Here is a 21126-nt window from a genome sequence, read left to right as displayed (position 1 = left end):
GCAAGACCGACTCCCGGCCCGAAAGGGCCGGGATTTTTTTCTTTTTCAATACCTTACCGGCAAATCTTCAAGCGATTTGACTGCCCCCGAACCTACCAGTAGCCGCGCAAGCGCAGACCGTTCGGGGCGATGCCGGGCGAACGAGCGCCGGAAAACCGCCGTCAGGGTTGCGCCCTCTCGCAATTCGCGTCACCTTGACGCGGACCCCGAACAACGAGGATGCCATGGCCAAAGGATATTGGGTCGCCCATGTAGATGTGGACGACATGGACACCTACAAGAACTACATCGCGGCCAACGCCGCGCCCTTCGCCGAATACGGTGCCAAATTCCTCGTTCGCGGCGGCGAGCGCGAAGTCAGGGAAGGCAAGGCCCGCGCACGGACCGTCGTCATCGAGTTTCCCTCCTACGAAGATGCGCTGGCCTGCTATGACAGCGTAGGGTATCAGAACGCCAAGGCCCTGCGCGATCCGGTCTCGACCGGCGATCTGGTGATCATCCGAGGCTATGACGGGTAAACCCGGTTGGCGGACCCCGAGAAGAGGAACAGACAATGCCCCTGCTGAAGAAGTTCTTTCAGGCCTTCCGCCCGCCCGAGCAGACCGCTCTGCCCGACCCGGATGCGGAACTGGCGCTCGGGGCGCTTCTGGTGCGCGTCGCCAAGGCCGACCGCGACTACCAGGTCGAGGAAATCAGCCTGATCGACAAGATCCTGTCCCGGCTCTACCAGCACAACGCGATCGAGGCCGCCAAGGTCCGCGCCACCTGCGAAAAGCTGCACGCCGCGGCGCCCGACACCGACACCTTCGGCAAGCTGATCCGCGAGACCACCGACCTGCAGGAACGGCTTGCCGCGCTGGAGGCGCTGTGGGAGGTCGTGCTGGCCGACGGCCATTTCGACGAGGGCGAGATCAAGATCGTCGAAGAGGCCCGCATCGCGATGGGTCTCAGCTTCAATGACAGCCAGGCCGCGCGCGAACGGGTGCAGGCCCGCTTGGAAGCCCGCTGACCACGGTCTATATCCCTCATATGTTTCGCGATTTCATATCCCGGCTGACCCAGCCCCAGCCCGCGCCTCTGGCCGACGAGGACGCCCGGCTTGCCCTGACCGCCCTGCTGGTGCGGATCGCCCGGTCGGACAATGACTATGCCGATGCCGAGAAGGCCCGGATCGACCGCATCACCGCCCGCCGCTACGGCCTGAGCCCGTTCGAGGCCACCGCCCTGCGCGCCCGCGCCGAGGAACTCGAGGCCGAGGCCCCCGACACGGTCCGTTTCACCCGCGCGATCAAGGACGCCGTTCCCTACGAAGACCGCCGCGCGGTGGTCGAGGCTCTGTGGTCGGTGGTGCTAGCCGATGGCGAACGCGCCAAGGAAGAGGATTCGCTGCTGCGGCTGGTCGCCAGCCTGCTGGGCGTGAACGACCGCGATTCGGCGCTGGCGCGGCAAAAGGCGGCCCGCGAATGACGGCGATGCTGGGCATGTATGACATGCCGCCGCTGCAATCCTCGAACGACCGGTTCTGGGAGTTGATTCGCACCCATCTGGGCGACGGCCCCGCTCGCCTGACCCGCGACCGCGATTTCTGGGACATCTGGCAGGACCCGGATCTGGTCTTTGCCCAGACCTGCGGGATGCCCTACCGCACCCGGCTGCACGGCAGGGTGCAACTGGTCGGCACCCCCGACTACGGCCTGCCCGGCTGCCCGCCCGGCTATTACTGCTCGGTCTTCGTCGCCCGCGCCGGGGACGACCGCGACCTGAACGACCTCGCCCAGGGCAGTTTCGCCTATAACGAGGCGCTGTCCCAATCCGGCTGGGCCGCCCCGATCACGCATCTTGCCGGGCTCGGGCTGAAACCGCGCGCGCTGCTGCAGTCCGGCGGCCACGCCCGCTCGGCCCAGGCGGTGGCCGACGGCCGCGCCGACCTGGCCGCGCTCGACGCGCTGACATGGGAACTGCTCAAGGAACACACGGATCTGGGCACGCAACTGCGCGAGGCCGGGCGCACAACGCCCACGCCCACCCTGCCCTACGTCACGTCACCCGCGCGCGACGCGACAGCCGTCGCCGACGCCGTCCGCCGGGCCATCGACGACCTGCCGCCACAGCACCGCGACAGGCTCCATATCCGGCAACTGGTGGATATCCCTGCGGAAACCTACCTGGCCGTTCCAACCCCGCCCGGGCCCGAGGCGTTTCTGCCCAAACCTTGACCACTTCGGCCACCGCCTCTGGCCGATTTGGTCAATTCCCCGGCCGTTCTTTTCATTTGCGCATTGCATTGACCTCGAATTTCAGTCCTAGTACCGGACCAACAACGCCAACAACGCCCGGACAGACCGTGACCGACACCGTACCCGTCATCGAGATCAAGAACCTCCACAAAAGCTTTGGTCAGCTCGAAGTCCTCAAGGGGGTGGACATCACCGCCCACCGCGGCGACGTCGTCTCGCTGATCGGCTCGTCCGGATCGGGCAAATCGACGCTGCTGCGCTGCTGCAACCTGCTCGAGGACAGCCAGGAAGGCGAAATCCTGTTCAAGGGCGAACCGGTGCGCTGGACCGGCTCGGGGCTGAACCGCCGCCCGGCCGACCCGAAACAGGTGCTGCGCATCCGCACCAACCTGTCGATGGTGTTCCAGCAGTTCAACCTGTGGGCGCACATGACCATCCTGCAGAACGTGATGGAAGCGCCGGTCACCGTGCTGGGCCGCGACCGCGCCGAGGTCGAGGACAGCGCCCGCCGCTACCTGGACAAGGTCGGCATCGGCGACAAGTGCGACAACTACCCGGCGCAGCTGTCGGGCGGCCAGCAACAGCGCGCCGCCATCGCCCGCGCGCTCTGCATGGAGCCCGAGGCGCTGCTGTTCGACGAACCGACCTCGGCGCTCGACCCGGAACTGGAACAGGAAGTGATCAAGGTGATCAAGGATCTGGCCGCCGAGGGCCGCACCATGATCATCGTGACCCACGACATGAAGATGGCGGCCGACATTTCCAGCCACGTCGTGTTCCTGCACCAGGGCCTGATCGAAGAAGAAGGCGCGCCCGAAGACATCTTCACCGCCCCGGAATCCCAGCGACTTCAGGGCTTTCTTTCCGCCACGATGGCGGCATAACCTCAGAACACAACCAAACAGGGGAGTAACAAATGAAGAACCTGATTCTGACCACAGCGGCACTGGCGCTCGTCTCGGGCATGGCCATGGCCCAGACCGTGCGCATGGGCACCGAGGGCGCCTACCCTCCGTACAACTTCATCAATGACGCCGGCGAGATCGACGGCTTCGAGCGTGAACTGGGCGACGAGCTGTGCAAGCGCGCCGAGCTGACCTGCGAATGGGTCAAGAACGACTGGGATTCGATCATTCCGAACCTGGTGTCGGGCAACTACGACACCATCATCGCCGGCATGTCGATCACCGACGAGCGCGACGAGGTCATCGACTTCACGCAGGACTACATCCCGCCGACCGCCTCGGCCTATGCCGCGGCGTCTGAGGACGTGGACCTGAAAGGCGGCGTGGTCGCAGCCCAGACCGCGACCATCCAGGCCGGCTACATCGCCGAGAGCGGCGCCACCCTGGTGGAATTCGCAACCCCCGAGGAAACCATCGCGGCCGTCCGCAACGGCGAGGCCGATGCCGTCTTCGCCGACAAGGACTACCTGGTGCCGATCGTCGAGGAATCGAACGGCGAGCTGATGTTCGTGGGTGACGACGTTCCGCTGGGCGGCGGCGTCGGCATGGGCCTGCGTGAATCCGACGGCGAACTGCGCGCCAAGTTCGACGCGGCCATCACCTCGATGAAGGAAGACGGCTCGCTGAACGAACTGATCCGCAAGTGGTTCGGCGACGAGGTTCCGGTTTACGAATAAGACCATCCCGTGTGGGCCCGCCCCCGTGGCGGGCCCACCATCAGAGCGCCGCATCCGGCCCGATCTGACGCCCGCAAAGGCCCACCAATGTTCTCCTACTGCGCTGATCCCGACACGCTCGGCACCTTCCGTTGGTTCTCGTGCTACCTGACCAACGGCGTCCACATGTCGTTCTACATGTCCTTCGTGAAGGTCCTGGTCCTGCTCGCCGTCACGGCGCCGGTGGCCCTGGCCTTCGGTTTTGCCGGAGCGATGGCGGCCCGGTCGCATTTCCCGCCGCTGGGATGGCTGGGCAAGGGATATATCGCGATCGTCCGCGGCGTGCCCGACATCGCCTTTTTCCTGTTCTTCGTGATCGCGCTGGACCAGGCGTTCGAATGGACGCGCCACCAGATGTTCTGCCCCGACTGGACCGATCCGATCCGGCAGGGCAACGATTTCCTGGTCTGCCCTCAGGCCAAGCTGCCGCTGGGCACCGCGCCCGAATGGGTGCACGAAACCTATGGCTTCTTCCTGGCCGTCATCACCTTTTCCATCGTCTTCGGCGCCTTTGCCGCCAACGTCCTGTTCGGCGGCATGCGCGCCGTGCCCCACGCCCAGCTCGAAACCGCCGAGGCCTATGGCATGAGCCGCCGCCAGACCTTCTGGCGCATCCTCGTGCCGCAGATGTGGGTCTATGCCCTGCCCGGCCTGTCGAACCTGTGGATGGTGCTGATCAAGGCCACGCCGCTGCTGTTCCTGCTGGGGATCGAGGACATCGTCTATTGGGCGCGCGAGCTGGGCGGCACCAAGACCTCGCGCTTCACCGACTATCCGCATGGCGACTGGCGCATGTGGTATTTCCTGTTCCTGCTGATCTTCTACCTGGCCATGACCCGCGTTTCGGAAATCGGGCTGGAACGGCTGATGCGGAAACTGTCGCACGGCCAGGCCACCGCCGCCGGTGAACTGCTGCGCAAGGAGACCACCCAATGAGCTGCTTGCAGACCATCCAGGACTACGGCCTGCGTTCCATCGGCATCGGCGAGCGGCTGCTGCCCAAGGGCGACTACACCCTGTGCGAGCATTTCACCCTGATCGGCTCGGGGATGATCTGGAACATCTATTTCGGCGTCATGGCGCTGGCCACCGGCTTTTTCCTGGCCACCGCGCTGGCCCTGGGCAAGGCGTCAGCCAACCCGCTGCTGCGCAAGCCGTCCGAGTGGTTCATCTTCGTGTTCCGGGGCTCGCCGCTCTTCATCCAGTTCTTCTTCGCCTATTTCTTCTTCCTGTCGCTCAAGAAGACCTACCCGATGTTCGACGCCTTCACCGCCGCGTGGCTGGGCGCGCTGATCGTCCTGTTCCTGAACACGGCGGCCTATTCGGGCGAGATCTTCTACGGCGCGCTGCGCTCGATCCCCAAGGGTGACCTCGAGGCCGCGGACGCCTATGGCATGTCCGGCTGGTCGCGCTTCCGCCGGATCGTCTGGCCCACCATGCTGCGGCTGGCTTGGCCCGCCTACACGAACGAGGCGATCTTCCTGTTCCACGCCACCACGCTGGTCTTCTTCTCGGCCTTCCCCGCCTGGCAGCAACGTGGCGATGCGCTCTATTACGCCAGCTATTTCGCGGACAAGACCTTCAACCCGTTCATCCCCTACCCGATCCTGGCCTTCTACTTCATCCTGCTGACGCTGGCGATCGTGGGGGTGTTCGGGCTGGTGAACAAGCGGCTGAACCGGCACCTGCCCGCCGCCAGACGCGCCAGGATGCGGTTCCGCCTGAACCTGGCGCGCTGAGGTCCGCCCACCGGAAAATCGCCTGCGCAGGCCCCGGCCGCGCAGGCTTTTTCTTTTGTACAAAACGGAAGAACCCGCCGCCGGACCCATGACAAAACGGTCAATTCCCTGCCTGCCATGTGATCTCAGGCGTCGAGAAAATTTGATCAAATATGATGACAAGTCTTTGCGCCTCGGCTACATCTCATCTCCAGGAACAACGGAGACCCCTCATGGACCTCAGCACCCTGCACACATTCCGCGTCGCCGCCTGCGATCTCAACGGCCAGATGCGCGGCAAGCGCGTGCCGCCGTCCTATGCGGAAAAGCTGGACAAGGGCGCGGTGCGGATGCCGTTCTCGGCACTGAACGTGGACCTCTGGGGGGCGGATATCGACGGCAGTCCGCTGGTCTTCGAATCCGGCGACGCCGATGGCGTTCTGCTGCCGACCGACCGGGGTCCGGTCCCGATGCCCTGGCTGGCAACGCCGACCGCGCTCGTGCCCATGGCCCTGCATGACGATGCCGGCACGCCCTTTGCGGGCGACCCGCGCCATGCCCTGTCCGCAGTGCTGGACCGCTACGCCGCGCGCGGCTGGTCGGTGATCGCCGCGACCGAGCTGGAGTTCACCCTGATGGACGCCTCGGGCGACCACCCGCAACCGCCGCTGAACCCGGTCACCAAGCGCCGACTGGCGGGCGAGGCCGTTCTGTCCATGGCGGAAATGGACGCCTTCGATGCCTTTTTCACCGAGCTTTACGACGGCTGCGCCGCGATGGGCATCCCGGCCCAGACGGCCATTTCCGAATCCGGCATCGGCCAGTTCGAGATCAACCTCAATCACCAAAGCGCCATGCGCTGCGCCGATGATACTTGGCTGTTCAAGGCCTTGGTGCGCGGGCTGGCGCGCAAGCACGGCTTTGCCGCGACCTTCATGGCCAAGCCCTATGCCAACGATGCCGGCAACGGGATGCATGTGCATTTCTCGGTCGTGGACAAGGACGGAAACAACGTCTTCGACAATGGCGGCCCCGAGGGGACCGACACGCTGCGCGCGGCCGTTGCCGGGTGCCTCGCGGCGATGCCGGGCAGCACCTTGATCTTTGCGCCGCATGGCAACTCCTACGAACGGCTGGTTCCCAGCGCCCATGCACCCACGGGGGCCTGCTGGGCCTACGAAAACCGCACCGCCGCAATCCGCATTCCCGGCGGCGCGCCCGCCGCGCGCCGGATCGAGCACCGTGTCGCGGGCGGCGACATCAACCCCTACCTGATGCTGGCGGTCGTCCTGGGCGCGGCCCTGGTCGGCATTGAGGACGCGATGCAACCGCCCGCACCGATCAGCGGCAACGCCTACGAGATCGACGGGCTGCCCCAGCTGGCCCCCGACTGGGCCGCGGCCATCACCGCCTTCGAAACCGACCCCTTGATCGCGCGCATTCTGCCCGGCGACCTGATCCGCTACATGGCCATGACCAAGCGGCAGGAAATCGCGCGCTTTGCCGAGCGCCCGCCCGAGACCCACTGGCTGAGCTATCTCGAAGCGGTATGACCCCCCTTGCCCGTCAGGACGGACTCGGCTAGGTTCAATTTGATCAAATTTGGTGACCCATGAAAATCGGAATTCTGCAAACCGGCCACGCCCCCGAGGCAATGACCGAGAAATTCGGGGAATATCACGAGCTGTTCCGCTCCCTTCTGGACGGCAACGGGTTTTCGTTTGATACCTACTCGGTGGTTGACGGAGTCTTTCCCGACAGCGCGGATGCCGCGGACGGCTGGGTGATCACCGGCTCGCGCCATGGCGCCTACGAGGACCACCCGTGGATACCCCCTCTGGAGGACCTCATCCGCCAGACCCGCGACAGCGGCAAGCCGATGATCGGCGTCTGCTTTGGCCACCAGATCATCGCCCAGGCCCTCGGCGGCAAGGTCGAGAAATTCCCCGGCGGGTGGTCCGTCGGGCGCACCGAATACGATCTGAACGGCAAGACGGTCACGCTGAACGCGTGGCATCAGGATCAGGTCACCGAACTCCCCGAGGGGGCCGTTGTGCAGGGCAGCAACGACTTCTGCCGCAACGCCATGGTGGCCTATGGCGACACCATCTGGACCGTGCAGGCGCACCCGGAGTTCTCGAACGAATTCCTCACCGAGCTGATGCGCACGCGCGGCAAGGGCGTGGTCCCCGACGCATTGCTGGAAGAAGCCGCACAGCGACAGGACGGCCCCAATGACAACGCGGAAATCGCACGTTTCATGGCCGATTTTTTGAAGAAAGAGAGGGCCTGATGGCCGATTGGAAAGACAACCTGCCAGAGGCGGCCAAGGCCTATCTGGAGAACCGCCGCCTGGACGAGGTGGAATGTATCATCTCGGACCTGCCCGGCATCGCCCGCGGCAAGGCCGTGCCCGCCTCGAAATTCGCCCGGCAATCCTATTTCCACCTTCCGGACAGCATTTTCTATCAGACCATCACCGGCGACTGGGGCGAGGCCGCCGGCGAGGACGGGTTCATCGAGCGGGACATGATCCTGAAGCCCGATTTCTCGACCGCCACGGCCGCGCCGTGGACCGGCGACTGGACGCTGCAGGTGATCCACGACGCCTACGACCGGGACGAGGTCCCGATCCCCTTCAGCCCGCGCAACGTGCTCAAGCGGGTCGTGCAGCTGTATCGCGACAAGGGGTGGGAGCCGATCGTGGCGCCCGAGATGGAGTTCTATCTAGTCGCCCGCAATGTCGATCCCGCCAAGGAGATCGAGCCGATGATGGGCCGCTCGGGCCGCCCGGCCGCGGCGCGGCAGGCCTATTCGATGACGGCGGTGGACGAATTCGGCCCGGTGATCGACGACATCTATGATTTCGCCGAGCATCAGGGCTTCGAGATCGACGGCATCACCCAGGAAGGCGGCGCCGGTCAGCTGGAAATCAACATGCGGCACGGCGATCCGGTGAAACTGGCCGACGAGGTGTTCTATTTCAAACGCCTGATCCGCGAGGCGGCGCTGCGTCACAACTGCTTTGCCACCTTCATGGCCAAGCCGATCGAGGACGAGCCGGGCTCGGCCATGCATATCCACCACTCGATCGTGGACATGGAAACCGGCAAGAACATCTTTTCCGGCCCGCAGGGCGGCGAAACGGATGCCTTCTACTACTTCATCGCCGGGTTGCAGAACCACCTGCCGGCCGGTCTGGCGGTGATGGCGCCCTATGTGAACTCGTATCGCCGCTACGTGAAGGACCACGCCGCGCCGATCAATCTGGAATGGGGCCGCGACAACCGCACCACCGGCATCCGCATCCCCCTGTCGGGGCCGGAAAGCCGCCGCATCGAGAACCGCATCGCCGGCATGGACTGCAACCCCTATCTGGGCATCGCGGTCTCGCTGGCCTGTGGCTATCTCGGCCTGACGCAAGAGCAGCGCCCGCGCCGCCAGTTCTATGGCGACGCCTACGAGGGCGACGGCGATATCCCGCAGGTCATGGGCCAGGCGCTGGACCTGTTCGATGGGGCCGAGGCCCTGCACGAGGTTCTGGGGCCGGAATTCGCCCGGGTCTACGGCATCGTCAAACGATCCGAGTACGAGGAATTCCTGCAGGTCATCTCGCCGTGGGAGCGCGAGCACCTGCTGCTCAACGTCTGAGGCAGGCAACTGCGGCGCGGCGCGCCGGCACAAGGCAGGAGGGCCGGATGAATCTGCTCTATTCCAACGACCGGCGGGCCGAGTATCCGCCCAGCTGGTATGCGGCAACCGCGCATACGCTCGAACCCTGCCCCCCTCTGCGGGGTGAGACCAAGGCGGATGTCTGCGTCGTCGGAGGCGGCTACACCGGCCTGTCGGCGGCGCTGCACCTGGCCGAGGCCGGTCTGGACGTGGTGCTGGTCGAGGCGCACCGCGTGGGCTTTGGCGCTTCGGGGCGCAATGGCGGCCAGCTTGGCAGCGCGCAGCGGATGGATCAGGAGGATCTGGAGCGACTCGTCGGCGATGGCGATGCCGCGAAACTGTGGGATCTGGCCGAGGATGCAAAGGATCTCGTCAAGAGCCTGATCGCCAGGCACGGGATCGACTGCGACCTCAAGCCCGGAATTGCCAATCTCGGCTTCAGCGATGCCGAATGCCGCGACCTGCATGCACATGCGGACCACCTGCAAAACCGCTATGGCTATGACCAGATCGAAAAGCTGGACGCGCAGGCCGGCCACGCGCTGTGCCCCTCGCCCGCCTACAAGGGCGGATACCTGGACATGGGCGCCGCCCACCTGCACCCGCTGAACTATGCGCTGGGTCTGGCGCGGGCGGCACAGGCCGCGGGGGTGCGGATTTTCGAGCAGACCGAGGTGCACCACATCGAAGAGCGCCAACCGGCCGTCGTCCGAACCGACAAGGGCCGCGTGGTGGCCGAGCATGTCATCCTCGCCTGCAACGGCTATCTGGGCAGCCTGAACCGCAAGGTCGCGGCACGGGTCATGCCGATCAACAACTTCATCGCGGCGACAGAACCCTTGGGCAAGGAAACCGCCCGCGTTCTGACCCGCGACGTCGCCGTGGCAGATACGAAATTCGTGATCAACTACTTCCGCCTCAGTTCCGACGGGCGCCTGCTGTTCGGCGGCGGCGAAAGCTATGGCTACCGCTTCCCCGCCGACATCGCCGCCAAGGTGCGCAAGCCGATGACCGAGATCTTCCCGCATCTCAAGGACGTGAGGATCGACTACGCCTGGGGCGGAACGCTGGCGATCACCATGCGCCGGATGCCCTATCTGGCGCGGCTGGCGCCCAACATCCTGTCGGCCTCGGGCTATTCCGGCCACGGCGTCGGCACCGCCACCCATGCCGGGCAACTGATGGCGCTGGCCATTCAGGGCCAGGCCGAGGGCTTCGACACGATGGCCCGCGTTCCGGCCACACCCTTCCCCGGAGGCCCGGCCCTGCGCAGCCCGCTGCTGGTGCTGGCCATGACGTGGTTCTCGCTCAGGGACCGGCTGGGGATCTGATCGCAACAGACGAAAGTTTTGTGAAATTTTCCGGGAACACCGGAATTGGGCTTGGCATATCCGGCGCGTGACTTTAGTTTTGCGAAAGTTAGTTTTCAGGATTGCCAAATATGACCCTGCCGCCCAACGTTCATGACGCCGAACCCATCCCCGCCCCCGCGCGCGAGGCGATCGACGTGCTGCTGCAGTCCGGGGACCTGTTCCGATACACCGCACCGCAGGACGCCCCGGTGGCCCTGCTCGAGGCCGAATTCGCCGAACTTCTGGGCACGAAATACGCGCTGGCGGTGTCGTCCTGCTCGGCGGCACTGTTCCTGTCGCTCAAGGCGCTGGGCCTGCCGCGGGACGCGCGGGTGCTGATACCCGGATTTACCTTTGCCGCCGTTCCCTCCTCGGTCGTGCATGCCGACTGCATCCCCGTCCTGTGCGAGGTCGGCGAGAATTACCGCATCGACCTGAACGATTTCGCCGCCAAGCTGGACGGCGTGCAGGCCGTCATCATCAGCCACATGCGCGGCCATACCTCGGACATGGACGCGATCATGGAACTGTGCGAGGCCCGCAACATCCCCGTGGTCGAGGACGCGGCCCATTCGCTGGGCACCACCTGGAACGGGCGCAACATCGGCACCATCGGCAAGGTGGGCTGTTTCTCGTTCCAGTCCTACAAGATGATCAACGCGGGCGAAGGCGGCATCATGATCACCGACGACGCCGATCTGGTGGCGCGCGCCGTGATCATGTCGGGCGCCTATGAACACAACTGGAAAAAGCACAAGGGCCCGCGCGGCGAGAACGTGCCCGAACTGGAACAGGCCTTTGCCCGCTGGCAGAACAAGCTGCCGCTCTACAATCTGCGCATGAGCAACCTCAGCGCGGCGGTGATCCGCCCGCAACTGCCGGAACTGGCCCGGCGCGTGCGCGATGGGCTGGCCAATCACGACTACGTTGCCGAACGGCTGAACCGCTCGCCCCATATCCACGTTCCGGCGCCGCTGAAGCCCGAGAAACGCGCCCCGGATTCGATCCAGTTCAACCTCGTCGGCCTTGACGAGGGCGAGGTCCGCGCCTTTGCCGACTCCGCCGCCGAGCGCGGGGTCAAGGTGCAGGTCTTCGGCCTGAGCGAGGACAATGCCCGTGCCTTCTGGAACTGGGAGTTCCTGCCCGAGCAGATCGAACTGCCCCGGACACGCGCCATGCTGATGCGCGCCTGCGACGTGCGGCTGCCGGTCCACCTGACGCGCGACGAGTTGGACGTGACCGCCGAGATCCTGCTGTCGGCCATGGAAGAGGTGACCGGCCCGGCGCGCGCCTTCGGCACCTGAGCCCCTCGCCCTGGCAGTAGGCAAAACGGGGAATTTCTGTTGAAATGGCCGGCGTCGGGCGGTTTGCGCCCGCAAACCGGAGGCGGCGCATTCCGCGCGCCCCTGACCGGCATCAGCCTCTTGCGTCGCTGTCAGCTCAGCTTGGACAGTTTCTTTTGCAACTCGGCGAGTTGCTTCTTGATGTCCTCCAGGTCCTCGCCCTGCTCGGAACTGGCCTCATCCTCGCCCTGTTTCGGCCCCGACCAGCTGCCCGACAGCCCGCCGGTCATCGCCTTGAGGAACGCCTGTTGCTGCGCCTGCAGCGCCTCGAACCCCGGCATCTGCGCCATCGGGTTCATCGCGTTCATGTTCTCCATCATCTTTTCCTGGCTCTCGCGCAGCATGTCGAACGAGCTTTGCAGGAATTGCGGCATCATCCCGCCGCCGGGGATCATGTAGCTGCGCACCAGATCATTCAGCACGTTGACCGGCAGCACGTTCTCGCCCCGGCTTTCGTGTTCGGCAATGATTTGAAGCAGATACTGCCGCGTCAGGTCATCCCCGGTCTTGAGGTCGATGATCTGCACCTCGCGCCCGTCACGGATGAACCCCGCAATATCCTCGAGCGTGACGTAGTCGCTGGTTTCGGTGTTGTACAGCCTGCGGCTGGCGTAGCGTTTGATCAGAAGCGGTTTTTCTTTTTCCGACACCCTCTTCCCTCCCCAAGGATGATGCGTTGCAGCACAAGTTATGCGAGTGCAGAAGAAAAAGAAAGGGTTGCGTCGCCGACGGCTGAACAACGCCCCACGCGGACGGTGACGTCACGCCCGCGCCAGCAGCCGGAACAGCTCCGTCGGCTGCTGCCCGCGGATGTCGCAGACCCCCATCGTCTCACGGGCAAAACGCGGCGGGAGCTTTGCCTCGGTAGAGCTTGAGACCAGAATTTCACCGGGCCGGCAAAACTCTTCCATCCGCGCCCCCAGATTGACGGTATTTCCCCAGACATCATAGGCGAACTTGCTGCGGCCAATGACTCCGGCAACCATGGGCCCCGTCGCGATGACGATGCGAAAACGCAGGGCTTCAAGGGTGTCAGAGTCCCAGGATGCGGCTTCGTCCATCAGATCGAAGGCGAAATCCGCCACCCGCTCGGCATGATCCTCGACAGGATCAGGCGCGCCACAAACGGCAAAATAGGCGTCCCCGATCGTCTTGATCTTCTCCAGTTGCCTGTCGCGGCACAACTCGTCCATCCGGCTGAACACCCGGTTGAGTTCCGCAACGACATCCGAAGGCAGCGTGCGCATGGCCCAGCCCGTGAACCCGACGATATCGGCGAACACGGCGGTGGCTTCGGGAATGTCCTGCGCGATGATCGCATCGCGCCGCCCCTTCAGCCGACGGATGACCGAGTCGGGCAGAATGGCGCGCAACAGGCGGTCGCTGCGCGCTCTTTCAGCCTCCAACTCGGCCTCGGTTTTGTGAATCAACCACCGAAAGAGAACGGCGATGACGCAGGACAGAAGAATCGCACCGAAAGAATTGAAGAGAAATATCCAGACCTGCATGCCCTCCGGCAGCCGAGAAACACTCCCGGACTGCGCCCCGAGGCTGACCAGAACGAACAGAAGCCCCACCGCAAGGGCGATCGGCCATACCGACAGCCTGTCCTGTTCCGCCATCAGAAGCGCCAGAACGAACGGGACGATCAGCAGATAGCTCAGCACCCCCGACTCTGCCCCCAGCATCCACGAGATGACGCCAAGGTGAAACACGGCAACGCCGACCAGAACCCACATCGCCGGGGTCGCGCGCCCCTGCCGGGTGACCAACAGGACCGAAAGGTAAAGAGCCGAGACGAGGGGAAGAAAGGCGATCTCTCGCCAGAAGTGGCGCCAGTCGTAGATTGCATAGAACGCGCAATAGATCAGCGAGGTCAGCGCCGCGAGAACTGCCACGATGTTCAGGATCTGCAGGCGCCGCGCATGCGTGAAGTCCTGTCCTTCGGTTCCCAGGCCCACCAACCCGTGAACCAGCTTCTTCACCAGGATCATCTCAGCCTCCCGTTCAGGAGGCCAGAATAGCACAGCGGACGACCAAGGCGCGCGGCCCTTGGGAAAGGCCTCGGGCGGCGACGAGACCTGCCCACACAAAAAAGGGGCAGATCTTGCGATCTGCCCTTCGCGATTGCACCGATTGGGAGGAGAGGGTGCAGTTTCGCGGTCGTTCTTTCTTACTTGGCAGCCGAAGCTTTCTTGGCTGCGGCAGTCACCTCGTTGGTGGCTTTCTTCATGGCGGCAGCAGCGTCTTCGCCGAAGTTCTTGCCAGCGGCCATCAGCAGCTCGACGGTTTCGATCTGCACTTTCTTGGCGATCTCCGCGAATGCGGCCATGTTCTCGGCGGCAACTTCAGCCGAAGCCGAAGCAAAGTCGGTTGCGGCCTTGGCGTAGTCGGCCGGCTCGGCCTTTGCCTTGGAAACTTCCGCCAGCTTGGCCAGGGTGTCCTTGGTCCACTTGTTCGAGATCTCGGCCGATTTGCTGGCCGCTTCCAGAGCAACGCCCGACAGTTTTTCGTTCAGGGTCGCGCTGGTCTTGAAGGCGTCTTCCAGGGCTGCGGCGTCCACCGGGAATGCGCCCATCACGTCTTTCATGACGGTGGTAAAGTCTTGGGTCTTTGCCATTGTTTCAATCCTCTTTGCCGGCTCCGGGCCCACCCCGGTTTCCATCGGCTTGAGAGGAATATGCTTTCTGCGGCGCAGCATTTCAAGATTTTTGTTGCTGCGCCGCAGAAAATTTTTGTTTTCTATGAAAAATCAGTCCTTTACCTTGGCCACCACATAGGTTCCGGGGGCCGGGGCCAGCCGGGGATGCTCCGAATCGCCGGTATCACGCGCCGGAACCTGCTTGCCCGAGCGTTTCTTCAGCCACGCCTCCCACAGGGGCCACCAGGACCCTTCGTGGTAGTCGGCCTGTTTCAACCAGGTCTCGGCATCCAGCGTCAGGTCGGGATTTGTGTAGTGGCCGTATTTCTTCTTGCTGGGCGGATTGACGATGCCGGCGATATGGCCGGACTCGGAAACCACGAAAGATTTCGACTTTGAACCCATCTGCTGCACGCCGCGGTAGCAATCCTTCCACGCCGCGATGTGATCGGTCTCGCAGGTGATCGCCATCAGGGGCACGTCCACGTCGCGCACATGCAGCTTGTGCCCCAGCAGTTCGAACCCGTCGGTGACGAATTCGTTGCGCTGGCAGAGGCCGCGCAGATACTGCATCGTCATCTTCGCCGGCAGGTTGGCGCCGTCGCCGTTCCAGTAGAGCAGATCGAAGGCGGGCGGCGTCTCGCCCATCATGTAGCTGCGGATGGCCGGGGTATAGATCAGGTCGCGCGAGCGCAGGAACGAGAAGGTGCGCGCCATGATCCAGGACCGCAACACGCCCTCCTTGCTGACCTCATCCTCGATCCCGTCGATGAAGTCGTCCTGCAGGAACGGAGTGAACTCGCCCTGATCGGCGAAATCGGTGAGTGCGGTAAAGAAGGTGGCGGACTTCACCGACTTGTCGCCGCGCTGTTTCATCAGCGACAGGGTCAGGCTCAGCGTGGTGCCCGCGATGCAATAGCCCACGGCGTTGACCTGCTTGACCTTGCAGATCTTCTTGGCCTCTTCGATCGCGGTCAGAAACCCCTCCTCGATGTAATCCTCCAGGCCCACCTCGGCATAGCTCGGATCCGGGTTGACCCAGCTGACCACGAACAGGGTATAGCCTTGCTCGGTGATCCACTTGATCAGGCTGTTCTGGGGCTTGAGGTCAAGGATGTAGAACTTGTTGATCCAGGGCGGGAACAGCACGATCGGGATTTCATGGACCGTTTCCGTCGCCGGCTTGTACTGGATCAGCTCCATCATCCGGTTGCGATAGACCACGTCGCCCGGCGTCGTGGCGATGTTGCCCCCGACTTCAAAAGCGTTTTCGTCGGCCAGGCGCACCACGAGTTCGCCGTCATTGGCCTCGAGGTCGGCCACCAGGTTCTCCAGCCCCTGGATCAGGGACTGCCCCTCGGTCTCGACGGCCTTTTCCAGGGCGTCGGGGTTGGTCGCCAGGAAATTGGTCGGCGCCATCATGTCGATGATCTGCTGTGAAAAGTACTTCAGGCGGCGCCGGTCCTTTTCGTCGATGTCCTCGACCGACTCCACGGCCTGGGCAAGGGCTTCGGCATTGGTGAGGTATTGCTGCTTGATCAGCCGAAAGTATGGATTGCTGTCCCACAGGGGATTGGAAAACCGGCGGTCCTTTGGCCCGTCCTCATCCTTGGCAGCCTCCCCTCCGATCAGAGCCTTCTGTGCCTCGGCGAAATTCATCACCGACTTGCCCCAGTATTCGAGCTGCTGTTCCAGCAGCTTTGCGGGGTTTTGCATCACTTCGGTCCAATAGGCCGTTGCTGCTTTTGCAAAAAGCTCGTGATTCGGGGCATCGAGCGCCGGCGTGTGCGGCTTTTTGCCGGCCATGATTTCGACAAGGCGTTTGGAGAGCTTTTCGACCTTCTCCATGTTTTCCTTAAGCCGTTCAATATGTTCGTCGGTCAATTCCGGCGTCTTGCCTTCAGTAGTTGTCATTTTAACAAATCCCTCCTAACCTCGCCGCTATGCAGAATAACGTCGTGGGTGCGGGGGGCAAAGCGGCGAATCGTCCGAACTCAACAGGGTGCGATTTAGGAGGCCCATTTCATGCGCTACATGCTGACCTACGACCTGATGGAAACCGCCCGCAACACCAATCAGTGGCTGGGCGCGACGGCCAGCGCGATGGCGTCCTACCCGCAGTTTTCGATGATCCCCAACCCCGTCATCAACTGGATGGCGGCCTGGGGCGAGGTGACCGAACGCACGTTCCAGCGCATGGTGGTCAAGCCCGACTGGGGCATCCGCACCTTCACCTGCGAGGACGGCAAGGACCATCTGGTCGAGATCACGACCATCGTCGAGCGCCCGTTCGGCGACCTGATCCATTTCAAGGTCAATGGCCGCGAGGAACAGCCCCGCAAGGTTCTGCTGGTTGCGCCGATGTCGGGCCACTACGCCACCCTGCTGCGCTCGACCGTCAAGAGCCTGCTGGTCAACTGCGAAGTCTACATCACCGACTGGCATAATGCGCGCGACATTCCCGTTTCCGCCGGCAAGTTCGATGTCGAGGATTACACGCTCTATCTTGTCGATTTCATGAAAGAGCTTGGCTCCGACACCCATGTGGTCGCCGTGTGCCAGCCGGCCCCGCTGACTCTGGCGGCGACGGCCTACCTGGCCGAGTTGGACCCCAAGGCGCAGCCCAGCAGTCTGACACTGATCGGCGGCCCCGTCGATCCCGACGCCACCCCGACCGAAGTCACCGATTTCGGCCGCCGCGTGACGATGGGCCAGCTCGAAGAGACCATGATCCAGCGCGTCGGCTTCAAGTACAAGGGCGTCGGCCGGATGGTCTATCCGGGCCTGCTGCAGCTGGCCTCGTTCATGTCGATGAACGCCGAACGCCACTCCAAGGCCTTCTCGGACCAGATCCAGCGCGTCATGCGCGACGAGGCCTCGGACCACGATGCGCATAACCGCTTCTACGATGAATACCTGGCCGTCATGGACATGACCGCCGAGTTCTACCTGTCCACCGTCGAGCGGGTGTTCAAGAACCGCGAGATTGCGCGGAACGAATTCGTCGTCGCCGGCCACAAGGTGGACATGGCCAAGATCACCGATGTCGCCATCAAGACGGTCGAGGGCGCGAATGACGACATCTCGGCCCCGGGCCAGTGCATCGCCGCGCTGGACCTGTGCACCGGCCTGCCCGACAGCAAGAAGGCCAGCCATGTGGAACCCGGCGCCGGCCATTACGGAATCTTCGCCGGGCGCAGCTGGCGCGACAACATCCGCCCGCTGGTCATCGAGTTCATGAACGCGAATGCCCGCAAACCGGCCAGGCGCAAGGCCGCCAACAAGAACTCGGCGGCCTGATCCATGCCCGACGCTCCGGCCGGATCGCTGAAGTTCTCGTGCGATTGCGGCCAGCTGTCGGGCTACATCACCGAACGGGGCGTCAGGACCGGCACCCATGTATGTTGCTTCTGCCCGGACTGCCGAGCGGCCGAGCTGTATTTCGGACAGCCTGATCCGGCTCCGGATCCGGTGGACATCTTTCAACTCAGCCCCGATGCGATCGTCATCGAAAAGGGCAAGGAAAACCTTGCGCTCATGCGCCTTGGCCCGAACGGGGTGTTTCGCTGGTACGCCAGCTGCTGCAACGCGCCCATCGCCAACACTCTGAAAACGCCCAAGCTGCCCTTTGCCGGCATCATCGCGAAACGGATCGCCGATCCCGAACCGCTCGGTCCGATCGTGACAAAGGCCAACATTCAGGACGGGAACGGCAAAAGCCACCATGAACATGTCGGCCGCGCGGTTGTCGGCGTGCTGAAACGGGGGCTGGCGGCCCGCCTGTCCGGCCGCTGGCGGCAGAACCCGTTCTTCGACCCGGAAACCGGAGCGCCCGTCGCCCAGGCCACGATCCCGACCAAGGACGAACGCGCCGCTCTTTACGACTGATACCGGCCTTCAGGGATACCGGATCCCCCTGAACGGCGGAAAATCCGCATACCTTCTGCGTCGCGCGGCAAATGGCTCTTCCGGTTCGGCCCCGGGCGCCAGCAGACAGCCGCGCGGCGCGATGTAGCTGTCGATGCGGCGCAGCGGCTTGGGCCGCCAGACCAGGTTGAACGCGCACAGCTTGGGAAAGAACCAGATCTCGGAATAGTCCAGGTGGTCATGCAGCCACCACGCCAGATCGCGCCAGTCCCGCCCCTCGGCGTAGCGATCGGCGAACCACGGAATCACGATCGACGCCCCCGCGATCCGCGCGTCGCCCTCTGCGCGATCCCAGATGTGACACTCCAACGGGTGATTGTTGCGCGCGCAGTTCAGCCTGTTTTCGTTGCCGAACCGGTTCAGCGAGGGCGACCGATAGCCCGACCGGACCGCGATCCGGCCAAAGGTTTCCTCCAACGGGTCAAGCAAGGTCCGGCACAGGGCGCTGCCGGTCTCTATCGCTAGGTCCGGGTGTTCGGGAATGTTCTGTTTCTGGTGAAAATTCCCGATCTCGGAATACAGAAAATCCCGCATGTAGAAATGGCGCGACAGGCGCACGCGGCCCAAGGTTTCTAGGCCTCGCATGCTGCCCGGCCTGCGCATCACTCGATCCCCTGGCCCTTCAGCCAGGTCAGAATGCCGGACACGGCGCTGTCCGTCTGCCCCGGCGACATGATGTCCCCGGCCACCACATGGGATGACGGATCGTCCCCCGGCCCCATCGTCACCAGATGCACGGTTGCCAGCCCGCCCCACTCGGCCGCCACCTTGCGCGTCCTGTCCGGGCGCACGATCCGGTCGTCCTCCGAGAACCAGAACAACGCCGCGATGCGCGCCTGCGCGAAATCCAGCCGCATCACCTCGCGGATGAGAGCCGACATGGGCACGATGGCCTCCCACGAATACCTGAGCGTCCAGTAGGTGTTCTTGGCCGGGTCGTCGCTCGTCACGTCCCGCTCGCCGCCCATGAGAGGCGGCAGCCAGTATCGGGCGCCGGGCAGGCTCGGCAGCCAGGCCAGTTTGGAATTGATACCGAAATTGGGCGAGACGAACACGATCGCCGCGACCTTCTCGCTCAGCGCCGGATCCAGCGCCGCCGCGGCGGCCAGCATCCCCCCGGTCGAGGTCGCGATCACCACGACCCGATCCCCGACCGCCCGCGCGGCGGCCAGCCCCTCGGCCACATCCCGCATCCAACCCGAGGCGGTTCCCTCGACCATCGCGTCGCTGCCGCGGCCATGCCCCTGAAGGCGCGTATAGACAAGGTTCGCCCTCAGGGCATCTGCGACCCGGTCAGGAACCGGCCGGATCTCCTCGGAGGTGGCCGAGAACCCGTGAACATACAGCACCGAGTAAGGCGTCCGCTGCTCCTTCGCCCCCGGCTGCCAGATCACGCGCTTTTCCACGCCGGGGGTGATGTCATCGAACCGGGACTCGACGCTCTCGAAATAGACCTGCACCCCTTCCCCGAACCGGCGTGGCTCGAATGCCGGATGCAGATCCACCTCTTCATATGGCCCGAACCACCACAGCGCCCCGCCCGCGATCAACACCATCAGCAGGATGCGTCCGAGGAGTCGCCCCAAAGCGCGCATCAGGCCGCGCCCATCACTTCCAGAACGGCGCGTTCGATCAGGCCCAGGCAAGGCCCGTCCGAAAACCGGTGATCGGCATCCTTGACCAGCAACAGGTGCATGTCGCTGCCCTGCGCGTGCTCCAGCAGACGCAACGCCGTCTCGGTTGACACCGCCGTATCGGCGGTGCCCTGAAGGAAGCGCACCGGAAACGGCAGGTTCAAGGGCGACCGCAACACCAGCCGCGTCCGGCCATCCTCGATCATCCGCTTGGTGATGATGTAGGGCTCCATGTAGTCCGAGGGCAGCTCCACATGCCCGACCGTCTCAAGCGCCTCCTTCTGCGCATCGGTGAACGAGGCCCAATAGCCGTCTTCGGTGAAATCCGGCGCCGCCGCGATCGTGACCATCCCCGCGATCCGCTCGGGCATCGCCCGCGCCAGCAGCAACGCCTGCCACCCGCCCATGGACGAACCCACCACGATCAACGGCCCCTCGGTCAACGCGGAAACCGCCGCAACCGTATCCTCGTGCCAGTCCCCGATGCATCCATCCTCGAACCGGCCGGAACTTTCCCCATGCCCGGAATAGTCGAACCGCAGATAGGCCTGGCCACGCGCGCGCGCCCAGTCCTCCAGATGCACCGCCTTGGTGCCCTCCATGTCCGACTTGAGCCCACCCAGGAAAACAACCGTGGACCCCGCCCCTTCGCTCTTGTGATAGGCCAGCCGCCGCCCCTGCGGCGTTTCCAGAAATGTCGTCGCTGCCATGAAACCCTCATTTGCTTTTCCAGCATCATGCACGCGCCGCGCCCAAGTGCAATTCCCGCCCCCTCTTCATCTGGCCCCAAATATTCCGGGGTGCGCGAGGGGCAGCGCCCCTCGCTCCCACCCTTGACACAGACACCACCACCTGCCACACGGGCCCGACACCATAACCCGCAACCGGGCGTTCTGTGGGCGCCAAACCGACGAGGAGAGC

General features: G+C 64.1%; 22 protein-coding genes. 15 read left to right on the top strand and 7 right to left on the bottom strand.

Annotated elements, in window-relative coordinates:
* Positions 1–224: 224 nt before the first annotated feature.
* The 13 genes from AVO45_RS01110 to AVO45_RS01050 all read left to right on the top strand — a co-directional run bounded on the left by AVO45_RS01110 (position 225) and on the right by AVO45_RS01050 (position 11964).
* Entirely contained in the window at positions 225–518 is a 294-nt protein-coding gene (locus tag AVO45_RS01110) for a DUF1330 domain-containing protein (protein ID WP_068344663.1), read from the top strand.
* A 41-nt stretch (positions 519–559) separates the two neighbouring features.
* Positions 560–1009: a tellurite resistance TerB family protein gene (locus AVO45_RS01105; RefSeq protein WP_068344662.1), complete on the top strand. Its 450-nt coding sequence runs from the start codon at positions 560–562 to the stop codon at positions 1007–1009.
* A 20-nt stretch (positions 1010–1029) separates the two neighbouring features.
* Positions 1030–1467 carry a tellurite resistance TerB family protein gene (locus AVO45_RS01100; RefSeq protein WP_068343531.1) on the top strand — a complete coding sequence of 146 codons (438 nt, stop codon included), beginning with the start codon at positions 1030–1032 and terminating at the stop codon, positions 1465–1467.
* Complete coding sequence (locus AVO45_RS01095; RefSeq protein ID WP_068343528.1) at positions 1464–2216, top strand: phosphate/phosphite/phosphonate ABC transporter substrate-binding protein; 753 nt, start codon at positions 1464–1466, stop codon at positions 2214–2216. Before AVO45_RS01100 ends, AVO45_RS01095 begins: the two co-directional genes overlap by 4 nt.
* Before the next feature lie 128 nt (positions 2217–2344).
* Positions 2345–3121 carry an ABC transporter ATP-binding protein gene (locus AVO45_RS01090; RefSeq protein WP_068343525.1) on the top strand — a complete coding sequence of 259 codons (777 nt, stop codon included), beginning with the start codon at positions 2345–2347 and terminating at the stop codon, positions 3119–3121.
* A gap of 32 nt (positions 3122–3153) precedes the next feature.
* Entirely contained in the window at positions 3154–3879 is a 726-nt protein-coding gene (locus AVO45_RS01085) for a transporter substrate-binding domain-containing protein (RefSeq protein ID WP_068343523.1), read from the top strand.
* 87 nt (positions 3880–3966) lie between these two features.
* Positions 3967–4854, top strand: coding sequence for an ABC transporter permease (locus tag AVO45_RS01080; protein WP_068343520.1), 888 nt, complete (start codon positions 3967–3969; stop codon positions 4852–4854).
* Complete coding sequence (locus AVO45_RS01075) at positions 4851–5657, top strand: ABC transporter permease (RefSeq protein ID WP_068343518.1); 807 nt, start codon at positions 4851–4853, stop codon at positions 5655–5657. The genes AVO45_RS01080 and AVO45_RS01075 overlap by 4 nt, the downstream gene beginning before the upstream one ends.
* A gap of 212 nt (positions 5658–5869) precedes the next feature.
* A complete protein-coding gene (locus AVO45_RS01070; protein ID WP_068343516.1) occupies positions 5870–7189 on the top strand; it encodes a glutamine synthetase family protein in 1320 nt (439 codons plus the stop codon).
* Between the two features lie 59 nt (positions 7190–7248).
* Complete coding sequence (locus AVO45_RS01065) at positions 7249–7929, top strand: type 1 glutamine amidotransferase (RefSeq protein WP_068343512.1); 681 nt, start codon at positions 7249–7251, stop codon at positions 7927–7929.
* Positions 7929–9287 carry a glutamine synthetase family protein gene (locus AVO45_RS01060; RefSeq protein WP_068343510.1) on the top strand — a complete coding sequence of 453 codons (1359 nt, stop codon included), beginning with the start codon at positions 7929–7931 and terminating at the stop codon, positions 9285–9287. The genes AVO45_RS01065 and AVO45_RS01060 overlap by 1 nt, the downstream gene beginning before the upstream one ends.
* A 47-nt stretch (positions 9288–9334) precedes the next feature.
* Positions 9335–10639 (top strand): NAD(P)/FAD-dependent oxidoreductase, encoded by a 1305-nt coding sequence (locus AVO45_RS01055; RefSeq protein ID WP_068343507.1) that lies wholly within the window; start codon positions 9335–9337, stop codon positions 10637–10639.
* A 110-nt stretch (positions 10640–10749) separates the two neighbouring features.
* A complete protein-coding gene (locus AVO45_RS01050; protein ID WP_068343506.1) occupies positions 10750–11964 on the top strand; it encodes a DegT/DnrJ/EryC1/StrS family aminotransferase in 1215 nt (404 codons plus the stop codon).
* Between the two features lie 131 nt (positions 11965–12095).
* On the opposite strand, the gene phaR is transcribed toward AVO45_RS01050, so the two are convergent.
* From phaR to AVO45_RS01030, 4 genes are all read right to left on the bottom strand, one after another.
* Positions 12096–12653 carry a polyhydroxyalkanoate synthesis repressor PhaR gene (phaR, locus tag AVO45_RS01045; RefSeq protein WP_068343503.1) on the bottom strand — a complete coding sequence of 186 codons (558 nt, stop codon included), beginning with the start codon at positions 12651–12653 and terminating at the stop codon, positions 12096–12098.
* A 111-nt stretch (positions 12654–12764) separates the two neighbouring features.
* Positions 12765–13997 (bottom strand): adenylate/guanylate cyclase domain-containing protein, encoded by a 1233-nt coding sequence (locus AVO45_RS01040; protein ID WP_068343500.1) that lies wholly within the window; start codon positions 13995–13997, stop codon positions 12765–12767.
* A 179-nt stretch (positions 13998–14176) separates the two neighbouring features.
* Positions 14177–14623 (bottom strand): phasin, PhaP, encoded by a 447-nt coding sequence (locus AVO45_RS01035; RefSeq protein ID WP_068344661.1) that lies wholly within the window; start codon positions 14621–14623, stop codon positions 14177–14179.
* A gap of 132 nt (positions 14624–14755) precedes the next feature.
* Positions 14756–16558: a PHA/PHB synthase family protein gene (locus AVO45_RS01030; protein ID WP_068343497.1), complete on the bottom strand. Its 1803-nt coding sequence runs from the start codon at positions 16556–16558 to the stop codon at positions 14756–14758.
* 111 nt (positions 16559–16669) lie between these two features.
* Between AVO45_RS01030 and phaZ the strand changes: the two genes are divergently transcribed.
* Both phaZ and AVO45_RS01020 read left to right on the top strand, forming a co-directional pair.
* Positions 16670–17944, top strand: coding sequence for a polyhydroxyalkanoate depolymerase (gene phaZ, locus AVO45_RS01025; protein WP_068343494.1), 1275 nt, complete (start codon positions 16670–16672; stop codon positions 17942–17944).
* Between the two features lie 3 nt (positions 17945–17947).
* Positions 17948–18532 carry a DUF6151 family protein gene (locus AVO45_RS01020; RefSeq protein ID WP_068343491.1) on the top strand — a complete coding sequence of 195 codons (585 nt, stop codon included), beginning with the start codon at positions 17948–17950 and terminating at the stop codon, positions 18530–18532.
* A gap of 9 nt (positions 18533–18541) precedes the next feature.
* Here AVO45_RS01020 and AVO45_RS01015 read toward each other — a convergent pair whose 3' ends face one another.
* From AVO45_RS01015 to AVO45_RS01005, 3 genes are read right to left on the bottom strand one after another with little or no spacing between them, the layout of a single operon-like run.
* A complete protein-coding gene (locus AVO45_RS01015; RefSeq protein ID WP_068344660.1) occupies positions 18542–19156 on the bottom strand; it encodes a hypothetical protein in 615 nt (204 codons plus the stop codon).
* A gap of 17 nt (positions 19157–19173) precedes the next feature.
* Entirely contained in the window at positions 19174–20166 is a 993-nt protein-coding gene (locus AVO45_RS01010) for an alpha/beta hydrolase (RefSeq protein ID WP_068343488.1), read from the bottom strand.
* The gene (locus AVO45_RS01005) at positions 20166–20915 is read right to left on the bottom strand and encodes an alpha/beta hydrolase (RefSeq protein WP_068343485.1); all 750 of its coding nucleotides are present in this window, start codon (positions 20913–20915) and stop codon (positions 20166–20168) included. The genes AVO45_RS01010 and AVO45_RS01005 overlap by 1 nt, the downstream gene beginning before the upstream one ends.
* Positions 20916–21126 lie beyond the last annotated feature (211 nt).

Source organism: Ruegeria marisrubri, from assembly GCF_001507595.1.
In the GTDB taxonomy this organism is placed as follows: Bacteria; Pseudomonadota; Alphaproteobacteria; order Rhodobacterales; family Rhodobacteraceae; genus Ruegeria; species Ruegeria marisrubri.
The sequence above is the reverse complement of the archived record's forward strand: the minus strand, read 5'-3'. Positions and strand labels throughout refer to the sequence as shown.

What these genes read in the sequence shown, in the direction of transcription:
- AVO45_RS01005 (WP_068343485.1), bottom strand. Translation starts at nt 20,915, where the DNA reads ATGGCAGCGACGACATTTCTGGAAACGCCGCAGGGGCGGCGGCTGGCC.
- AVO45_RS01100 (WP_068343531.1), top strand. Translation starts at nt 1,030, where the DNA reads ATGTTTCGCGATTTCATATCCCGGCTGACCCAGCCCCAGCCCGCGCCT.
- AVO45_RS01095 (WP_068343528.1), top strand. Translation starts at nt 1,464, where the DNA reads ATGACGGCGATGCTGGGCATGTATGACATGCCGCCGCTGCAATCCTCG.
- AVO45_RS01110 (WP_068344663.1), top strand. Translation starts at nt 225, where the DNA reads ATGGCCAAAGGATATTGGGTCGCCCATGTAGATGTGGACGACATGGAC.
- AVO45_RS01030 (WP_068343497.1), bottom strand. Translation starts at nt 16,558, where the DNA reads ATGACAACTACTGAAGGCAAGACGCCGGAATTGACCGACGAACATATT.
- AVO45_RS01015 (WP_068344660.1), bottom strand. Translation starts at nt 19,156, where the DNA reads ATGCGAGGCCTAGAAACCTTGGGCCGCGTGCGCCTGTCGCGCCATTTC.
- AVO45_RS01035 (WP_068344661.1), bottom strand. Translation starts at nt 14,623, where the DNA reads ATGGCAAAGACCCAAGACTTTACCACCGTCATGAAAGACGTGATGGGC.
- AVO45_RS01020 (WP_068343491.1), top strand. Translation starts at nt 17,948, where the DNA reads ATGCCCGACGCTCCGGCCGGATCGCTGAAGTTCTCGTGCGATTGCGGC.
- AVO45_RS01060 (WP_068343510.1), top strand. Translation starts at nt 7,929, where the DNA reads ATGGCCGATTGGAAAGACAACCTGCCAGAGGCGGCCAAGGCCTATCTG.
- AVO45_RS01055 (WP_068343507.1), top strand. Translation starts at nt 9,335, where the DNA reads ATGAATCTGCTCTATTCCAACGACCGGCGGGCCGAGTATCCGCCCAGC.
- AVO45_RS01080 (WP_068343520.1), top strand. Translation starts at nt 3,967, where the DNA reads ATGTTCTCCTACTGCGCTGATCCCGACACGCTCGGCACCTTCCGTTGG.
- AVO45_RS01070 (WP_068343516.1), top strand. Translation starts at nt 5,870, where the DNA reads ATGGACCTCAGCACCCTGCACACATTCCGCGTCGCCGCCTGCGATCTC.
- AVO45_RS01010 (WP_068343488.1), bottom strand. Translation starts at nt 20,166, where the DNA reads ATGCGCGCTTTGGGGCGACTCCTCGGACGCATCCTGCTGATGGTGTTG.
- AVO45_RS01040 (WP_068343500.1), bottom strand. Translation starts at nt 13,997, where the DNA reads ATGATCCTGGTGAAGAAGCTGGTTCACGGGTTGGTGGGCCTGGGAACC.
- AVO45_RS01085 (WP_068343523.1), top strand. Translation starts at nt 3,154, where the DNA reads ATGAAGAACCTGATTCTGACCACAGCGGCACTGGCGCTCGTCTCGGGC.
- AVO45_RS01050 (WP_068343506.1), top strand. Translation starts at nt 10,750, where the DNA reads ATGACCCTGCCGCCCAACGTTCATGACGCCGAACCCATCCCCGCCCCC.
- phaZ (WP_068343494.1), top strand. Translation starts at nt 16,670, where the DNA reads ATGCGCTACATGCTGACCTACGACCTGATGGAAACCGCCCGCAACACC.
- AVO45_RS01065 (WP_068343512.1), top strand. Translation starts at nt 7,249, where the DNA reads ATGAAAATCGGAATTCTGCAAACCGGCCACGCCCCCGAGGCAATGACC.
- AVO45_RS01075 (WP_068343518.1), top strand. Translation starts at nt 4,851, where the DNA reads ATGAGCTGCTTGCAGACCATCCAGGACTACGGCCTGCGTTCCATCGGC.